Source organism: Methylomonas albis (genome assembly GCF_014850955.1).
Classification (GTDB): Bacteria; Pseudomonadota; Gammaproteobacteria; order Methylococcales; family Methylomonadaceae; genus Methylomonas; species Methylomonas albis.
This window is the reverse complement of the sequence record NZ_JACXSS010000001.1, coordinates 2,484,156-2,501,138: the sequence shown is the minus strand read 5'-3', so window position 1 is coordinate 2,501,138 and position 16,983 is coordinate 2,484,156. Positions and strand designations below refer to the sequence as shown.

Below are 16,983 nucleotides of genomic sequence, written 5' to 3'. Positions count from 1 at the left end.
TGGGAGAAGTCAATGAAAGATAGCTTGGCACGATGGAAGATTTGGAAAGGCGCTCGATTGACTCAGTCGTCATTTTAGGTGTTGCCATTGGCCTGTTCAAGTAGGTGCTACTACGTATTCTTTTGGTTATGGCTTTTGGTTTTCAATGGTCTACGTTTAAATGAATGGGCAATTCACAGTATTTTCATGACAATCAATTGATTTTTTTGGCTTATTTTCCAGGAAAATAGGGTGAGGGGTTTATGTTTTTAATTAGTCGACAGTATTTGAGTGAGGCAATTTAATATCCAATCCATTTTCATTTATTTAGGTTCTCAATCGGCATTAATACGGTATGGCCTAGCAGTGATTGTTGTCGTTGCAACCAGTTTGGCAACAATTTATCTTCAGGTGATTGGCGAACGGGCTGCGTTTTTACTGTTTTTCTTTGGAATTATTCAGGTTTCGTTTTGGCTTGGTTTATATCCAGGTTTGCTTGCCGCCATTCTGTCCTTGTCCGCGGTTAATCTGTTCGTATTATTCCCCCAGACAATCGCGACGGGCGATTTAGTGATACTCAATGCCGGGTTTTGTTTTGTTTCGGTCGTCATGGTATTCACAACCAGTTTTCATCGACAATTAGCCCAAACACTTTGGGAAAGTCGGCAAGATTTAGCGCATGCTCAATTGGTTGGCCAAATCGGTAGTTGGCGTTTGAACGTCGCGCGTAACGAGTTGATTTGGTCTGACGAAAATCATCGCATCTTTGGCATACCCAAAGGTACGCCGATGACCTACGAGACGTTTCTTGCCATTGTGCATCCTGATGATCGGCAATATGTCGATCACATGTGGCAAGCCTGCTTGCGCGGCGCACCTTACGACATTGAACACCGAGTGGTAGTGGGCGGTAAAGTGAAATGGGTGCGGGAAAAAGCCGTTCTGGAATTCAACAATAAAGACAAATTGCTCGGTGGCTTTGGCACCACCCAAGACATTACGCAACGAATGGGGTTACAGGATCAATTGGCTAAAGTCGCGGCATCGGCGCCCGGCTTGATTTGTTCCTTTCGCTTACGCTCGGATGGTAGTGCGTGTATGCCTTACGCCAGTCCGGTCATCGAATCGGTATACGGACTCGGGGTTGAAATCGTTTCGCAAGATTTCAACCCCGTATTCGCTCGTATCCATCCGGACGATATTGGGCATATTCACGCGTCGATTGCTGAATCGGCGCGTAGCCAACAACCCTGGCACGATACTTACCGTTATAACCATCCAACCAAGGGTGAGGTTTGGCACGAAGGCCATTCGCTGCCCATCCAGGAAGCTGATGGCGGCACTCTTTGGCATGGCTACGTGCACGACGCTACCGAACGTATTAATGCCGAAAAAGCGCTTCAGGAACGCATAGACCGCTATGAGTTGGTCCTTAACGGTGCACAAGACGCCATTTGGGATTGGGACGTCCCGAACAGGCGAGTGAATTATTCTTCTCGATGGAAAGCGCTTCGTGGTTACACGGAACACGAGATCGGCAACGGCGAAGAAGAGTGGAGCAACGCTATCCATCCCGATGACCTTGAACGGATATTAGCGTCGGTGCAGCGCCATTTTACAGGTGAAACGCCGGTATTTTCCGAAGAATACCGGATACGCTGTAAAGACGGTTCCTGGAAATGGGTATTGGACCGCGGTATTGCCCGGAAAGACGGCAATGGTAAGGTTATGCGCATGGCCGGATCGGAAAGCGACATTACTGTACGTAAATTAGGGGAGAAAGCCTTGCGTGATCGCGAGAATGAATTGAGGCTGATAATGGATACGACGCCGGCGTTGATATCGTATCTGGATCTCGATTTCCGTTATTTACGTGTCAATGCCACCTACGAAAAATGGTTCGACATGTCCGCCGAGCAGATTGTAGGGCGTGAAGCGGAAGATGTTTTAGGCATCGAGGCCTGGCAGTTAGTCGGCCCCTACCTGCAACGCGCTCGTCGCGGTGAACAGGTCAGTTTTGACCAGCAAATCCCTTATGCAAACAAAGCCAACCGTTGGGTGCATGCCACCTATATGCCAAATGTCGATGCCGAGGGGGTTATCAGGGGCATTGTGGTACATGTCTTTGATATTGAAGAGCGGGTGATGTCCGAGCATAAAATCACCTTATTGAATCAACGCTTACAGCAGCGCGTCGAAGAGATGCAGGTGATTTTTAATACTGCCCCCATAGGTTTGAGTATTGCCCATGGCACGGATGGCACGCATATCCGCGGCAATGCGGCGATTGAACGTATGCTGGGCTTGCCACCCCATAGCGAACTTTCCCTTAAAGAAAATTCTGCTGTGGGTATTTGTGTCACGCAAAACGGAGCCAAACTGGCTTTCGAAGATTCGCCCATGCAACGCGCGATTCGCGGTGAAATAATTTCCAATCAAACCGTTGAAATTCTGCTCCCGAACTACCGGGTGGTGACGGCTCTGTGCAATGCAACACCGTTGTTGAGTGACGAAGGGAAGCCAAGAGGAGCCGTTGGGGCGTTTTTGGATATTACCTCGCTCAGACACGCGGAACAGGCCCTTGCCAAAAGCCAACTGCAACTACGGCTATTAGTGGAACAGGCGCCGCTCAGTATTGCCATGTTCGATACCAATATGAATTTCTTGGTGACCAGCCGACGTTGGGTCAAGGAGTTTGGACAAAACTTCGACGATCTGGCGGGGCGTAACCATTACGTCGTCAATCCCGATCTTCCTATGGTATGGAAACAGGTTCACCAGCGTGTTTTGTCCGGAGAGTTCCTCAGCAACAACGACGATTTATGGGTGCAAGCCGATGGTAGTCGGCATTGGTATAATTGGGCCGCCCATCCGTGGACTGACACGAGTGGAAACATTGGCGGTATTATTATTACTAGCGATGACGTGACCGTGCGGCGAAAAGCCGAACTGGAACTGCTTAATTCCGAAGCGCGATTGGCACTGATTGTCGATCAGGTAAAAGCCGGATATTGGGATTGGGATTTAATCGACCGGCAGTTGTTTTTGTCGCCGGAAGCGAAGCAGCAATTAGGCTTTACCGATAGCGATATACCCAAACGAAGAGCGGAGTGGGAGGAGAGATTGCACCCCGACGACCGTGCTTTCGTACTGAAACTGGTGGACGAGCACCTCACTGGTTTGCAACCCTATTACGAAGCCCAATTTCAATTTCGGCATAGCGATGGTGGTTACCGCTGGTTCCATTCCCGCAGCATATTGCTGAGTGATTTGAATAACCGTCCCTATCGTGTGCTGGGCATGAATTTGGACATTACCGAATACATGAAACAAAAACAGCTTAGCGGGCGACGCGAGAAGGTGGAGCAATCGTTTCGCTTGTATGTTGCTATGCAGACTGCCGCAGCGATTGCCCACGAATTGAATCAGCCGCTGGCCGCTATCGCGTCCTACGCCGATGTGGCCTTGCATCTAATGCAAATCGACAGCTATAACCAAAAAAAACTTGCTCAGTTGGTGGAAAACTGTTCGACCCAAGCCCAGCGTGCAGGTAATGTGATACGGCAATTGTTGGCCCAGTTACAAAAAGAGGAAATACCGAACGAAGCCTTTGATATCAATTTAGCCATCCGGGAGGCGATAGAGTTGGTGAACGTTGATGAGTTTGCACATGGGGTTACGGTCGTCACCAACCTGGCTGCCGATTTACCGCCGGTCTTGGCTAATGGATTGCAAGTCCAGAAAGTGTTGATCAATCTATTGCGTAACGGTTTGGACGCTATGCAGGAACACGGTAAAACCGCTGACACGATTGCGATCATCAGTGGCCGCTCGGTGCTTGACGCGTCCATGGTTCAAGTCACCGTGCGGGACAGCGGTAAAGGCGCGGTCGATAGCGCTTCCTTGCGTAAGATTTTTCGACCTTTCTATACCACTAAGCCTAAGGGTTTGGGCATGGGGCTTGCTATTAGTCGTTCTCTGATTGTCGCACATGGCGGCAAGATGTGGGCGGAACAGAATGCAGGCCAAGGCCTATCGATTCATTTCACCTTGCCCTTTGCCGAATGAGTGAGGAAGCCTTAGTTTTTATTGTCGATGACGATGATGCGGTACGCGACAGTCTCGGGCAGCTTATGCAAGCTGCCGGCTTGCCTTGCCAGCTTTTTGAAAGTGCGGAAGATTTTTTGGAAGCCTATAGGCCAGGGCAACCAGGTTGTTTAGTACTGGATTTAAATATGCCCGACATGAGTGGTGACGAATTACAAAATGAGCTGATTCGGCTAAATATCCAGATACCCATCATTTTTTTAACGGCGTTTGGCGACATACCGACGACGGTACGAGTCATTAAGGCAGGCGCCATCGATTTTCTGACTAAACCTATACCCAGCAAGGTACTATTGACGCGGATAGAAGCTGTGCTCCAGCAACAATCCTTGGTATTAGAGCAAAATAAATGCAATTGCATCATTACCCTGACAGCCCGCGAATTGGAAGTGATGTATTTGGTGATTACCGGCCAATCGAATAAACAAATCGCCCGGCATTTGGGAATCAGCCACCGTACAGTTGAAGTACACAGAGCCCGCGTCATGGAGAAAACCGGCGCAAGTAACCTCGTGGATTTAGTGCGCATCTGTAGCGAATATGAGATTTCATGCAATTCTGTTAACTAATTTCAACTCGCATCGTCTTGCAATAACTACTCTGCCCATCGATTTGGGCAGCACAGAGTGCCCAAAATTCTCAGGTAGATGAGTTATGTTCAATCTAGGATTGTTGCCGCTGAGATGTGATCAAACCCTTGGTGTGAAATGGCAAATCAAAATACGCCTTCACTTCTATTAATCCAAACGATACTCGGCCTGGCGGATTCCGGATTTGTGCGCATAATGTCGGAGCAATACCCTGGTACTATGGGATAATTTGGCTGCGGTGGCCTCTCATCGCGACAAACAGGAAATACAAATGTATTCGTCAGATGATGAAATAGGCATTATCACGGCCTTTGTAGAGCAATTGGAAGAGCAGTCAATCCCGCGCGCGTTGGCCGTTAAAAAAAGAGTAGAAGAGGGAGACACACTAAACGAGATTGAGATAATGCATTTTGAGCAAATGCTTTCCGAAGCCAGCACTATGATGCCATTACTGAAACATCACCCTGAATATCAAAAATTGATAGCTGAGTTGGCGAATCTTTACAACCAAATTTCGGAACGCGCTTTACTTAACCAGTTAAACGCCAAGACTTAGAAAGCCGGTAATCCAAGCATTACTCGCATTTCTACGCGCACAAAAAAGCCGGGCGTACCCGGCTTTAGACGTCGCAGCCATTTAACGGCTGTTACTCGAAGGAAACCTCTTCCAGACTGGCTAAACAGCCTAGTCCTCTGGCAAATTCCTGTAATTCACTGGCCATGTGAAAGTTGATGATGGAATTTGTTTTCAAATCGACAATCGCGTACTCGACAATGGGATCGTTACTCTGCAGCCTGGGCTTGTACTTTAATAGTTTTTTTGATTCTTTAGCCAGCTTACGATTTAGCCGAGCCGTTAGCGCGCGAATTGATACCAACTTTTTCATATCCAATCTCCATGCGTTAGAACAGAAACCGCAGTATAGGTGATTTTGACGGTTTGATGACAGTGCTAGGCAAAAAATCCTGCGATGCTTTGCACAATGTAATCTTTGTTTATCCTGACTATCCAGGATGAATATTAAGCTGGCTAGCGCATGCAAAGCACAGATAATATAAGCCCGATTCTGTTCGTATTTAATCCGGCGGATCCGCTTCCGCGCCAACCATGAGGGCTTTCATGTCTGAGCAAACCAATGCTGACCAATCAATATCTCATTCAGGGGGGAGCCATCAGTTGTCGAGGCTTGGCTGACTACCGCCGACCAGCGCGCCTTGTTTCAATCGCAGACAGACACTGTCAGTTTTACACACGTTGCCCACGATTTACCGGCAATAACAGTCGATACCGGCGATGTGTATCAAACCATGGAGGGTTTCGGATTCTCCTTGACTGGCGGCAGTGCCATGCTGATTGCTGCACTACCCGACGCCGAGCGGCAGGCTTTGTTGCGGGAATTATTTTTGCCTGAGGGCGATGGTATCGGCGTCAGCTGTTTGCGCCTCAGCATTGGCGCTTCGGATTTAAGCGAGCGTTGCTTTACCTATGATGATATGCCGGATGGGCAGACCGACCTCGAGCTAGCGCATTTTGATATGCATGCCGGTGATCTCGAGCTTATCCCGCTGCTTCAAGAAATTCTAGCGCTGAATCCGGAGATCAAGATCATGGCGACAGCCTGGTCGGCGCCGCGCTGGATGAAAACCAACCAGGCATTTGTCGGCGGCAAACTCAATCCGCAATACCACGGCGTTTACGCCGCTTACCTGGTCAAATACCTGCAAAGCATGCGCGAGCGGGGCATAACGATTCACGCCATTACCCCGCAAAACGAGCCGTTGAATCAAAAAAATGAGCCCAGCATGATCATGGAAGCCGGCGAACAAGCCGAGTTCATCAAGAGTCATCTTGGGCCGGCCTTGTCGGCAGCGGGATTGGCGGATGTTGAACTGTTTTGCTGGGACCACAATTGCGATGTAAAGGAGTACCCGTTGACGGTGTTTGCCGACGCCGATGCGCGGCAGTACCTGAGCGGTTCGGCCTGGCATCTGTATGGCGGCGATATTTCGGTATTGTCTGAGATGCATCAAGCTTACCCGGACATGAAGTTGTATTTCACCGAACAATGGGTAGGCTCGGACGGCGAGTTCGGCGGCGATTTGTTGTGGCATATACGCCATGTGATGATCGGCTCGATAAGACACTGGAGTAGGGTGGTGCTGGAATGGAATCTGGCTTCCGACCCCTTTTGCGGCCCGCATACGCCTGGCGGCGAGGCGCGCTGTGTCGGTGCATTAACCATAGACGGCGACCAGGTCACTCGTAACGTTGCTTATTACATCATTGCTCACGCCGCCAAATGGATACGGCCCGGCTCGTTACGCGTTCATTCCGATGAACAGGTGCTACCGAATGTGGCGTTTCTGACGCCCGAGGGTAATATCGTGTTAATGGCCTTGAATGACAGCGCCGAAGCACAACAGTTTGCCATCCAATATCAAGATAAAAGCGCAGTAGTGACGTTGTCGGCGGCTGCGGTGGCTACGTATGTTTGGGCAGCGTAGCCTGCTATCATTCCAACAGCACATCGACGCGGCGGAATTGGCCTAAACGCAGCGCTTCCGCCGTTTGCCCCGCGATGCAGTCTGCTGTGAATGTTTGAGTGCCGCTGTCCCGACCGTATAAGCGGTATTGGCAAGGTTTTACAGCATGGGGGCCAAAGGTGTCCCTCCGCAGTGGATTGCTATAAACCAGCAAAGTCGAGCCGAACAGGGCGCAAGCCACGCTGTTTGCCGGCAAACTTTCCTCAAGCCCAAACGGCTTGACCGATTGCTGCTCTATTGCGAAAAACCTTCCGACCAATACAGGGGCTGGCTTAAACCGTAACTGGCCGGCCTCGAATACCAATGGCGCAGCACCCAGGAACAGATGCGTCCACAAGTGCAAAAACTCCACAGTGGCGCCGGATAAGCGGGCCACGCAACCGCGTCCGTGTTGGCGTGGATCGATAGTAAACCCGCTACTGACCAGAAAACTGGAGTTTTCGACTGGGTTGCGTTTGTATTCGTCGGGATCGTGAAAAGGCACCAGTAATGTGTCGATATTTGCGTAAAACTCGTCAAGCAAGCCGGCACGCACCATCTCTAGCACAAACTTGTAATGCATATGCAAGAAAATCGAGCCGTTCTCCAGCCAGCCATAGTTAAAAACACCGATGCGCCCCAAATCCAGTGCGTTGTTGCCCAAGGGTTCGTTGACCCGATACATGCCTAGTTTTGCATCGAATAATTCGGAGTGTTGCACGGCTTTATAAAGGGAATGGGCTTGGCTCGAATCGGCGATACGCAAAGCATGTACAAAACCTTCCAGGAATAAGGGTAGGGATGATTGTCGAAAGCAGGTTACCACCAGGCCACCGCCTTCAAGCTCCCGATATTGTTCAGCTTCGTAAGAAAAATAGGTGACGATGCCCTGGGTTGTGCGGGCTTTGTCTATCGCAGTGTCTAAATAATTTGTTACCAAGCTCAGGAAACTTTGAATTTCGCCTGGCGCGAGCTCTTGTTCGGCACCGGCAAAACCCATGAATACCTGTTGCCGATAAGCTTCTTTCAGCGCGCCGCTTTCCTGCCAGAATAGCTCTGCAGTCAAATCGGTGTGGTTTAACAAGGCATGCAACTGCGCTACAAAGTTGGCTAATTCCAAAGGTAAGGCGCAGGGTGCATGTAAATCGCTTACTACATTGCGAGTAAAGTCCACCAGGCGCTTTAGTTCGATGGTTTCGTTTACCGACGATCCCAAAATGCCGGGTAAGCCATTCAGCGCATCGCACCAGCCGGGTCTGTCGGCTTCCATTTCGATACCAACACCGGCTGGGTCGAGCGTAGCCAGTTTGTTGGCTACCAGCGTCAGGATTTTACCCAATAAGCTGGTGTAAACAATTTCGCCCTGGCCGGACTCGGCACGTACTTGATAACGGCGCTGTTTGCGCGCGTCTATCAATGCCTTTTTCGCCGGGCGATATTGCACCGCGCCGTATTGGCGAACACCGTTTGCGGTTAGCACATACTTTTCAGCGCGCGGCACCACAAAATGGGTAGGATCGAAAAAGCTGTAGGTTTTTTCCAGGAATAAGCTCGCCAGGCGATCTGGAAAAATTGCCGCGTAACTGATCAGTAAATCCAGCAGATAAGTCCAGTGATCCGACCAATAGCCGCGGTCGAATTCGGCGTCTTCCACTTCCCGCGCTTGCGCCAAAATCTGGTGAAGTAGCGATTCAGCATCTGTTGCCGATTCCAGTGCTTGCACAAGCTCCGCATATTTAAACTCTTTGCGCAGCAAGGCTTCCAACTCGGGAAAGCGCGGGTAATACGACGCAAAATGCTGTGGTGCATCCAAGGCAAAACGCGAGTTGCGCAAAGCACAGGGGTTGTAGCCGTCCGGTTGAATCAGATTGAAAAAGTAGCGAATATTCTTGGCATCCAGAGCCGGATCAAAGAACAGATCCATGCGCCGGTTTTGCAGCACATCGCGAAAGTCGCCGTTGCCTTCGGAATAGGGCGTGTCCTGCAATAAAAAGTCGTTGTAATCCCGCTCCAGATCGCCGTGTTTACGGCCGAACAAATATAAATGCGCATCGCCGGGCACCGGCATCGAAAATCCGCCGCGCAAGCCGTTGTCTAAATAACATTGCCGGGCATGGGCATCGAACAGCGGCAGCGCGCTTGCGGTAAACGCCCGTTGGCTGATGTGCTCCACCAGTTGGCGATTGGTCTCGCGTTTGCCGACGAAATAATCCGGCGTAGCCGTCTCGGCCAGGAATTGATTAAAAATTTCGCGGGAGCCGGCATGACCATAAACGCCATAAAACACACGAGTTTCGCCGGGTTGTAATTCCAGAGACAAATGCTGAAAAGCCGCAGGGGTTTGATTGGCGCTTACCTGATCGGCAAAGTCCAGCGGCTGCTTATCGAAAAATCGTTCCGGCTGAGAAAAATCGCCGGCCAACCCAAAAATCCGCTCCGGATCGACGATAACGCGGGTATGCTGACCATCCAAGAAGCCGACGAAGAAGTTGCCGGCAATTACTGTTTCCACCTGTGGACTGTCGGTTGGCCAAACTTTTAAGCGATAAAACGGCAGATTTTCTGCGACGCCCTCAACGCGCATGAAGGCTTCCGAAGTACGACTCATGAATTTGAGTATCCACTGATTCATCGCGTAAGGCAGCACTTGCGGTAAGCCATCGACAATCTCGATTTTCATGGTCTTCCCGGAGGTGTTGGCTATCTCCACACGACGCAACAAGCCAGCAACCGGTGCGTCGGCCAAGGTGAATACGTCGGCGCGCAGACGCAAACCCAACTTTGGATTGATTTCCTCCACCCCGACTTCATGCGGCGTCACATAAAGGCGTTGTTTAACTTCGGGTCCGGCGCCGCGCTGAAACGGCTCGTAATTTAGACTTTGCCGGTCATCGGCGACTTTTAGAAAAGTGCGGAAACCGCGCGACGGGGTTAGCTGATACGCCTTATCAGCCGGAAAAAACTCCAAAAAAGCCCCGTCTTTATTCCGCACCCCAAAACTGGCGATAGCCTGGCCGCGATTGACGTAAAACACCCAGGCCGGACGCCCGTGCATGCCGGCAATGCCCGGCAAGAAACTGGCGAACGGGGCGCAGTCGTTGTACTGCTCAATCATGAAACAGTTTTCGTTGTCGTGGAAATAGTTAGGCTTGGTCATGGTGCAGTCACCGGTATCAAGGGAATTTTAGTAGTTAGGCAATATCGTTTTGTGATCAAGAATTGCCGTGCAGTCGTTGGTTAAGGATAGCCTTAGAATGATACGAAGGGATTTGTCGACAGCTGGATTAGACTTTTCAGGCGGTTAGAACAGGGGAATTTACCGACATGCTAAAGAAAATGTTCATGCCCATTCATCCCTGATAGCCTGCTAAAAGGCCAGCGGGCTTGAGTCAAGCGGATTTTTTCGGCGTGGCAATTAATAGGCTAATGTCTGTGGTGCCTATATTTTCATCAGCCAGCACAATCACTTTGACGAACTTGACCACCTGCCAGTGCCGTAAATTCTTAGGCAAATGGATCAGACCATTTTCAATGCTGGCTTCGAATTCTATGGCTTGCATGGTAAGGGCCTCTGCTTGTGATTAAGGGTTAGGACGAATCGCACTAACCAGTTCAACGGCGCAATGCCGGCAAATGTCCTGCTTACCTAATTGTTCAGCCCAAGTCCGCTTCGTCAATGATGCCGGTCTGGGCTTCCGGGTCGAACAACATCATCCTGGTTTGATGTCGTTGATTGTCAACGATCCATAACACTAAACCCGGATAAAATCCCGCATTTCGCCTTCCAGACATAACCCAATCGAGCGCAAGGATTCCGTTGCGTAATCAGATAAAATTCGCGACGATCACCGGCGTAGTGCAAATCGATGTAGGCCAGAGCACCCTAGCCGTTGCCAATCGCTTGGAAGTCCGACAAGGGCCGAGCCTGGTTACAGCGCTAACCAGAAAACCGAGGAACAGCAAGAAAGCTAATCCAACAATGAAAATACGCGATCCGGGTTTATGAGCTATGTTTATCATTCCTGTAATTTGTCAACATTATGTGAGAAAACATGTTTAAAAATATGAAAATCGCTATAAAACTGGCAATCGGTTTCGGAAGTCTACTGCTGCTGATGACGATTCTTGGGATTGCTGCTCTAAGTCAGATGAGCACCGTCAACGATCAATCGACCGAGATCGCTTCCAATTGGCTGCCGTCGGTACGGACTGTCGAGGAGATGAACACCAATACCTCCGATTATCGCATCGGCGAACTCAACCATATCATTTCGGAAAAACCGGAAGAAATGGCGGCTGCCGAAAAGATGATGAGCGATACTTTGGCGACCTATCGCAAAAACGAAGCCGCTTACCTCAAACTGATTTCCTCTCCGGAAGAGCAGGAAATTTACGACGAATTTAAGCGCAAATTTGACGCTTACATGGTGGCACACGACAAGATGTTACCTTTGTCGCGGGCGATGAAGACCAACGAGGCGATGGCCATCATGAACGGGGAATCGCTTACGCTGTACAACGAGTTTAGTGAACAGCTACTTAAACTGGTGCAACTGAATATCAAGGGTGGCGAGAAAGCCAGCGCGGAGGGCGATGTAATTTACCTTCAGGCGAAAAACATCGTGACCGGTCTGATTGTGTTTGGCTTCGTGTTGGGAGTTTTAGTTGCGCTGATTATTACCCGTGGCTTGGTTAAACAGCTGGGCGGCGAACCCGGCTCGGTAGCCGATGTAGCAAACAAAATCGCCAACGGAGACTTGTCGAGTCAGATCGCACTGCGTGTTGGTGACACCGGCAGCGTGTTCAGCGCCATGAAGGCTATGCAGGACAGCCTGATCGGTATTGTCGGCGAGATCAAGAGTCTCGTCGCCGCTGCCAACAAGGGCGATTTCAGCACTAAGCTAAATTTGAGCGGCAAGCTTGGCTACAACAAGGACTTATCCGAATTGTTGAACCAATTTTCCGACACCGTCGATATTGCCTTCAAGGACACCATTGCGGTCGCGCAGGCACTAGAAGAGGGTGACTTGACCCGCACGGTGACCCGTGAATATCAAGGAGCCTTTGATCAAGTCAAACAAAGTCTGAACAATACGGTGTACAAATTGGCGCAAACCATGGCCGAAGTGACCGAGGCCGCCAATCAACTGGGTAACGCTTCGCAACAGATCAGCGCCACTTCGCAGTCCTTGTCTCAGGCGACCAGCGAACAGGCCGCTAGTGTCGAGGAAACGTCGGCCAGCATCGAGCAAATGTCGGCTAGCGTCAACCAAAATACCGAAAATGCCAAAGTCACCGACGGCATGGCCGGTAAAGCCAATCACGAAGCCATCGAAGGTGGTGCGGCAGTCAAGCAAACCGTGGAAGCCATGAAAAGCATCGCCGGCAAAATCGGCATCATCGACGACATTGCCTACCAGACCAATATGCTGGCGCTCAATGCCGCCATCGAAGCGGCGCGGGCCGGCGACCACGGCAAAGGTTTCGCCGTTGTGGCTGCTGAAGTCCGCAAACTGGCAGAACGCAGCCAGATCGCGGCGCAGGAAATTGGCCAACTGGCCGAGTCCAGCGTCAACACCGCAGAAAACGCCGGTCAATTATTGGACGCTATCGTCCCCAGCATTGCCAAAACCTCGGATCTGGTCCAGGAGATCGCCGCTGCCTCCTCCGAGCAATCGGCCGGTATCAGTCAGATCAATGCCGCGATGAGCCAAATGAACCAGATTACCCAGCAAAACGCCTCGTCCAGCGAAGAGCTGGCGGCCACCGCCGAGGAAATGACCGGCCAAGCCGAGCAATTGTTGACGCTGATGAGCTTTTTCAAAATTGCTCAAGCCCGGCCGAATGTTACGGTTGCGAAACCCACCAAAAAAGCGGAAAAAATCAAGCCGGCTGCTCAGGGTCACCACAAAGGTAATGGTGGCCTGGAGATGGAGTTTGATTTAAACCAGTTTAGTCGGTTTTAGGAGCAGATCATGACAGCCATCGTCGGAATATCCCCACAACTGCCTGCGGTCAGAATCGAAGCGGTTCAGGCAGGCGCCGGCCAATATCTTACCTTTGTCTTAGGTGGCGAGATTTATGCGCTAGGGATTTTAAACATTAGGGAAATCATCGATTACGGCCAGCTGACCCAAGTACCGATGATGCCGGCCTTCGTGCGCGGCGTCATCAATCTGCGCGGTAGCGTGGTGCCGGTCATCGACTTGATGGCGCGCTTCGGCAAGGGCAGCACCGGAGTCGCTAAACGTACTGGGATCGTCATAGTCGAAATAGGCGATCAAGGCGACGCCAACCAGCAGGACATCGGCATCATCGTCGACGCTGTCAACGAAGTGATCGACATCGGCCCGCAGGACATCGAGCCGCCTGCGAGTTTCGGCACCGGTATTCATTCTGAGTTCATCAGCGGTATGGCCAAGCGCAATGGGCGTTTCATCATTTTGCTCAACGTCAATAAGGTGTTGTCGGTGGATGAATTGGCGGGTTTGAGCAGCGTCGCTACGGATAGCAATCGTTCTCCGGCATTGGAGTAAACCGCAGCGCCATTCCCACCGCTGTGGGAATGGCGAAAAACCAGTTAAGCAAGGAATTCTAAATATCATCGCGCTACCGGAATTTGCGCAACAACCGCTACGTATAAAACTCGATAATCAGCCAGGAGAAACTCGTGAAGTGGAGCGAATTATTTTTCAACCGCAATCAACAAGCGGCCATCGAAATTGACCGCGTCACGTAAGCGATCATTGCCGGACAACTTAACGAACGGATCATTACAGCCAGACTTGACGGGCAAGGCCAACATTTCGGCCATGCGATCAATAAGATGTTGGACGCGATGGTGCCCCCCTTCAGACTGGCTTCCGATTATGTGGAGAAAATATCCCAGGGTGATATTCCTCCGAAAATTATCGATAGCTATAACGGCGATTTCAACACGATTAAAAACAGCCTCAATCAGGCCATAGACACCATCGGCCAACAGGCGGCGGATGCCCAGGCTATTGCCAACGGCAATTTGTCGATCAACGTCAAGGTGCATTCGGAAAATGATGTCGTGTCTAAGAGCCTGGTACAAATCCTTGGCGTGTTGCAAGGTTTGCAAAAGGAATTACCGCGCCTGCCCCTGTCTTCTAAAGACGGCCACCTGTCCGAGCGCGGGAAGCCGGAGCAATTCCAGGGAGCGTATGCCGAGGTGATCGGCGGTGTCAACGACATGCTGGATGCGATCTTGTTGCCAATAGGTGAAGGCAACCGGATTCTGGCGCAGATTTCCGGCGGCAAGATCGACGAATTGATCGCTCAGCACTATCAAGGCGACCACGAACAGATGAAGCAGGCCGTCAACAAGGTGGGGACCACCTTGCAAGGCTTGCAAAAGGAATTACAGCGACTGACTCTGGCTTCTAAAGACGGCCAATTGTCCGAGCGCGGCAAGCCTGAGCAATTCCAAGGCGCCAATGCCGAGGTGGTCGGCGGCATCAACGACATGCTGGATGCCATCTTGTTACCCATAGGTGAAGGCAACCGCATCTTGAGCCTGATTCGCGGTGGCGACTTGCGGCAGCGTGTGGACATTGCCTGTAAAGGCGACCACGACAAAATGAAGCAGGCGGTCAACGGCGTACATGGCTGGTTGGCGGACCTAGTTGCCTATGTCACCAAGATTGCCAATGGCGACATGACGGCGGAAATGGCCAAAGCCTCCAACGACGATCAGATTCACGAATGGTTGGTATTGATGAAGCGCAATATCCAGGCGCTGGTAACAACAGACGCCAACATGCTGTCGGTAGCCGCCGTGGAAGGCCGGCTGGCAACCCGCGCCGACGCCGACAAGCATCAAGGCGATTTCCGTAAAATCGTCGCCGGGGTTAACAACACACTGGACGCGGTGATAAGTCCGCTCAACGTTGCCGCCGATTATGTGGATAACATCGCCAAGGGCAACATCCCTGCCAGGATCACCGATACTTACAATGGCGATTTCAATGTCTTGAAAAATAACCTCAATACCTGTATAGACGCGGTCAATGCCCTGGTAGCAGACGCCAATATGCTGTCGGTAGCCGCCGTGGAAGGCCGGCTGGCAACTCGCGCCGATGCGAGTAAACACCAGGGCGATTTCCGCAAGATCGTTGAAGGCGTCAATGGAACCCTGGATGGTGTGATTCTGCCGATCAACGAGGTCGTCGAGGTATTGTCGCTGGTGGAACAAGGCGACCTGACTCACACTGTCAAAGGTGATTACAAAGGTCAACTGAGCGACTTTAAAGATACCGTCAACAACACCGTCGCCAAGTTGTCGCAAACCATCTCGGAAGTCATCAATGCAGCAGACCAGTTGGGAACGGCTTCCGAGCAAATCGGCGCCACCTCGCAATCTTTGTCGCAAGCCTCCAGCGAACAAGCCTCCAGCGTCGAAGAGACCTGCGCCAGCATCGAGCAAATGGCGTCTAGCATCAATCAAAATGCCGAGAGTGCCAAAGTCACTGATGGCATGGCCGGCAAGGCGTCACAGGAAGCCCAACAAGGCGGCACGGCGGTGAAACAGACCGTGGAAGCCATGAAAAGCATCGCCGGCAAGATCGGCATCATCGACGACATCGCCTACCAAACCAATATGCTGGCCTTGAACGCCGCGATTGAAGCGGCCCGCGCCGGCGATCACGGCAAGGGCTTCGCGGTGGTGGCGGCGGAAGTCCGCAAATTGGCGGAGCGCAGTCAAATCGCGGCTCAGGAAATTGGCCAGCTGGCGGAATCCAGTGTCAAGACCGCCGAAAGCGCCGGACAATTGCTGGACGCTATTGTCCCCAGCATCGCTAAAACCTCGGATCTGGTGCAGGAAATAGCCGCCGCCTCACAAGAGCAATCGTCGGGTGTCGGTCAGATCAACGCGGCTATGAACCAGATGAACCAAATTACCCAACAAAACGCTTCAGCCAGCGAAGAGTTGGCGGCCACCGCCGAAGAAATGGGCGCTCAGACCGAGCAATTGCAAACATTGATGAGCTTTTTCAAAATCGGTTATACCGGCAAAGCTCCCAAAATACGGACCGGCGCAAAATCGGCCGGCAAACCGGAAAGAACCATGACGGATTTAACCGCCGGACTCGCGCCCAATTTTAACGGTAGCGATATTAAATTAAATAAATTCGAGCCCTTCTAGGAGCAAACTATGGCAGTCATTGCAAACTGTGACAAGCAATTGCCGGCCATTGTGCCGGAGAGCAATCTGGCCACCGCCGGCCAATATTTAACCTTTGTGCTGGGCAGCGAGGTCTATGCGCTGGGAATTTTGAATATCAAGAAAATCATCGACTACGACGACCTCACCGAAGTACCGATGATGCCGGCCTTCGTGCGCGGCGTCATCAACCTGCGCGGTAGCGTGGTGCCGGTCATCGACTTGATGGCTCGCTTTGGCAAGGGCAGCACCGCAGTCTCTAAACGTACCGGCATCGTCATCGTCGAAACAGGCGGTCAAGGCGACGGCAACCAGCAGGACATCGGTATCATCGTCGACGCCGTCAACGAAGTAATCGACATCGGCCCGCAGGACATCGAACCGCCGCCGAGTTTCGGTACCGATATCCATTCCGATTTCATCAGCGGCATGGCCAAGCGCAACTGGCGTTTCATCATTTTGCTCAACGTCAATAAGGTGTTGTCTGCAGATGAAATGGCGGGGTTGAGCACAGCCAGTGATGTTCAGGTTGCGCTAGAGTCAGGCTGAGATAAGGTTTTGTACCCGTCAGGTAAGGGTTTGGAGAACAACCGCAGC

At 51.3% G+C, this 16,983-nt stretch carries 13 protein-coding genes; 8 read left to right on the top strand and 5 right to left on the bottom strand.

The annotated features are described in order from the left end of the window. Nucleotides 1-369: 369 nt before the first annotated feature. The 3 genes from EBA_RS11530 (at nt 370) to EBA_RS11520 (ending at nt 5,232) form a co-directional block, all read left to right on the top strand. On the top strand, nt 370-4,047 hold the full coding sequence (locus EBA_RS11530; protein ID WP_192374853.1) for a PAS domain S-box protein: 3,678 nt from the start codon (nt 370-372) through the stop codon (nt 4,045-4,047). After that, on the top strand, nt 4,044-4,655 hold the full coding sequence (locus tag EBA_RS11525; protein WP_192374852.1) for a response regulator transcription factor: 612 nt from the start codon (nt 4,044-4,046) through the stop codon (nt 4,653-4,655). Before EBA_RS11530 ends, EBA_RS11525 begins: the two co-directional genes overlap by 4 nt. 292 nt (nt 4,656-4,947) lie before the next feature. Next, complete coding sequence (locus EBA_RS11520; RefSeq protein WP_192374851.1) at nt 4,948-5,232, top strand: hypothetical protein; 285 nt, start codon at nt 4,948-4,950, stop codon at nt 5,230-5,232. 91 nt (nt 5,233-5,323) lie between these two features. Here EBA_RS11520 and EBA_RS11515 read toward each other — a convergent pair whose 3' ends face one another. Further along, complete coding sequence (locus tag EBA_RS11515; RefSeq protein ID WP_192374850.1) at nt 5,324-5,563, bottom strand: hypothetical protein; 240 nt, start codon at nt 5,561-5,563, stop codon at nt 5,324-5,326. A 328-nt stretch (nt 5,564-5,891) separates the two neighbouring features. Between EBA_RS11515 and EBA_RS11510 the strand changes: the two genes are divergently transcribed. Next, on the top strand, nt 5,892-7,181 hold the full coding sequence (locus tag EBA_RS11510) for a glycoside hydrolase family 30 protein (protein ID WP_225616173.1): 1,290 nt from the start codon (nt 5,892-5,894) through the stop codon (nt 7,179-7,181). A gap of 7 nt (nt 7,182-7,188) precedes the next feature. On the opposite strand, the gene EBA_RS11505 is transcribed toward EBA_RS11510, so the two are convergent. The 3 genes from EBA_RS11505 to EBA_RS11495 all read right to left on the bottom strand — a co-directional run bounded on the left by EBA_RS11505 (nt 7,189) and on the right by EBA_RS11495 (nt 10,991). Continuing rightward, nucleotides 7,189-10,356, bottom strand: coding sequence for a hypothetical protein (locus EBA_RS11505; RefSeq protein WP_192374849.1), 3,168 nt, complete (start codon nt 10,354-10,356; stop codon nt 7,189-7,191). Nucleotides 10,357-10,588: 232 nt separating this feature from the next. Further along, nucleotides 10,589-10,759, bottom strand: a complete 171-nt coding sequence (locus EBA_RS11500) for a hypothetical protein (protein ID WP_192374848.1) — start codon at nt 10,757-10,759, stop codon at nt 10,589-10,591. Between the two features lie 94 nt (nt 10,760-10,853). Continuing rightward, on the bottom strand, nt 10,854-10,991 hold the full coding sequence (locus EBA_RS11495) for a hypothetical protein (protein ID WP_192374847.1): 138 nt from the start codon (nt 10,989-10,991) through the stop codon (nt 10,854-10,856). A gap of 260 nt (nt 10,992-11,251) precedes the next feature. Here EBA_RS11495 and EBA_RS11490 point away from each other — a divergent pair, with 260 nt between their 5' ends. Continuing rightward, nucleotides 11,252-13,165 carry a methyl-accepting chemotaxis protein gene (locus EBA_RS11490; RefSeq protein WP_192374846.1) on the top strand — a complete coding sequence of 638 codons (1,914 nt, stop codon included), beginning with the start codon at nt 11,252-11,254 and terminating at the stop codon, nt 13,163-13,165. Between the two features lie 9 nt (nt 13,166-13,174). After that, entirely contained in the window at nt 13,175-13,735 is a 561-nt protein-coding gene (locus EBA_RS11485) for a chemotaxis protein CheW (RefSeq protein WP_192374845.1), read from the top strand. A gap of 149 nt (nt 13,736-13,884) precedes the next feature. Here the strand turns inward: EBA_RS11485 and EBA_RS24565 are convergent, their stop codons facing one another. Then, a complete protein-coding gene (locus EBA_RS24565) occupies nt 13,885-14,013 on the bottom strand; it encodes a hypothetical protein (RefSeq protein ID WP_267873577.1) in 129 nt (42 codons plus the stop codon). Nucleotides 14,014-14,025: 12 nt separating this feature from the next. Between EBA_RS24565 and EBA_RS11480 the strand changes: the two genes are divergently transcribed. Together EBA_RS11480 and EBA_RS11475 are read left to right on the top strand one after the other, a co-directional pair. After that, entirely contained in the window at nt 14,026-16,368 is a 2,343-nt protein-coding gene (locus tag EBA_RS11480; RefSeq protein WP_223146671.1) for a methyl-accepting chemotaxis protein, read from the top strand. 9 nt (nt 16,369-16,377) lie between these two features. After that, the gene (locus EBA_RS11475; protein ID WP_192374844.1) at nt 16,378-16,935 is read left to right on the top strand and encodes a chemotaxis protein CheW; all 558 of its coding nucleotides are present in this window, start codon (nt 16,378-16,380) and stop codon (nt 16,933-16,935) included. Nucleotides 16,936-16,983: the final 48 nt, after the last annotated feature.

Excerpts from the sequence above, each read along its gene's own strand:
- EBA_RS11525 (WP_192374852.1), top strand. The coding sequence starts at position 4,044 with ATGAGTGAGGAAGCCTTAGTTTTTATTGTCGATGACGATGATGCGGTA.
- EBA_RS11520 (WP_192374851.1), top strand. The coding sequence starts at position 4,948 with ATGTATTCGTCAGATGATGAAATAGGCATTATCACGGCCTTTGTAGAG.
- EBA_RS11515 (WP_192374850.1), bottom strand. The coding sequence starts at position 5,563 with ATGAAAAAGTTGGTATCAATTCGCGCGCTAACGGCTCGGCTAAATCGT.
- EBA_RS11505 (WP_192374849.1), bottom strand. The coding sequence starts at position 10,356 with ATGACCAAGCCTAACTATTTCCACGACAACGAAAACTGTTTCATGATT.
- EBA_RS11500 (WP_192374848.1), bottom strand. The coding sequence starts at position 10,759 with ATGCAAGCCATAGAATTCGAAGCCAGCATTGAAAATGGTCTGATCCAT.
- EBA_RS11495 (WP_192374847.1), bottom strand. The coding sequence starts at position 10,991 with ATGTCTGGAAGGCGAAATGCGGGATTTTATCCGGGTTTAGTGTTATGG.
- EBA_RS11490 (WP_192374846.1), top strand. The coding sequence starts at position 11,252 with ATGTTTAAAAATATGAAAATCGCTATAAAACTGGCAATCGGTTTCGGA.
- EBA_RS11485 (WP_192374845.1), top strand. The coding sequence starts at position 13,175 with ATGACAGCCATCGTCGGAATATCCCCACAACTGCCTGCGGTCAGAATC.
- EBA_RS24565 (WP_267873577.1), bottom strand. The coding sequence starts at position 14,013 with ATGGCCGAAATGTTGGCCTTGCCCGTCAAGTCTGGCTGTAATGATCCG.
- EBA_RS11480 (WP_223146671.1), top strand. The coding sequence starts at position 14,026 with ATGTTGGACGCGATGGTGCCCCCCTTCAGACTGGCTTCCGATTATGTG.
- EBA_RS11475 (WP_192374844.1), top strand. The coding sequence starts at position 16,378 with ATGGCAGTCATTGCAAACTGTGACAAGCAATTGCCGGCCATTGTGCCG.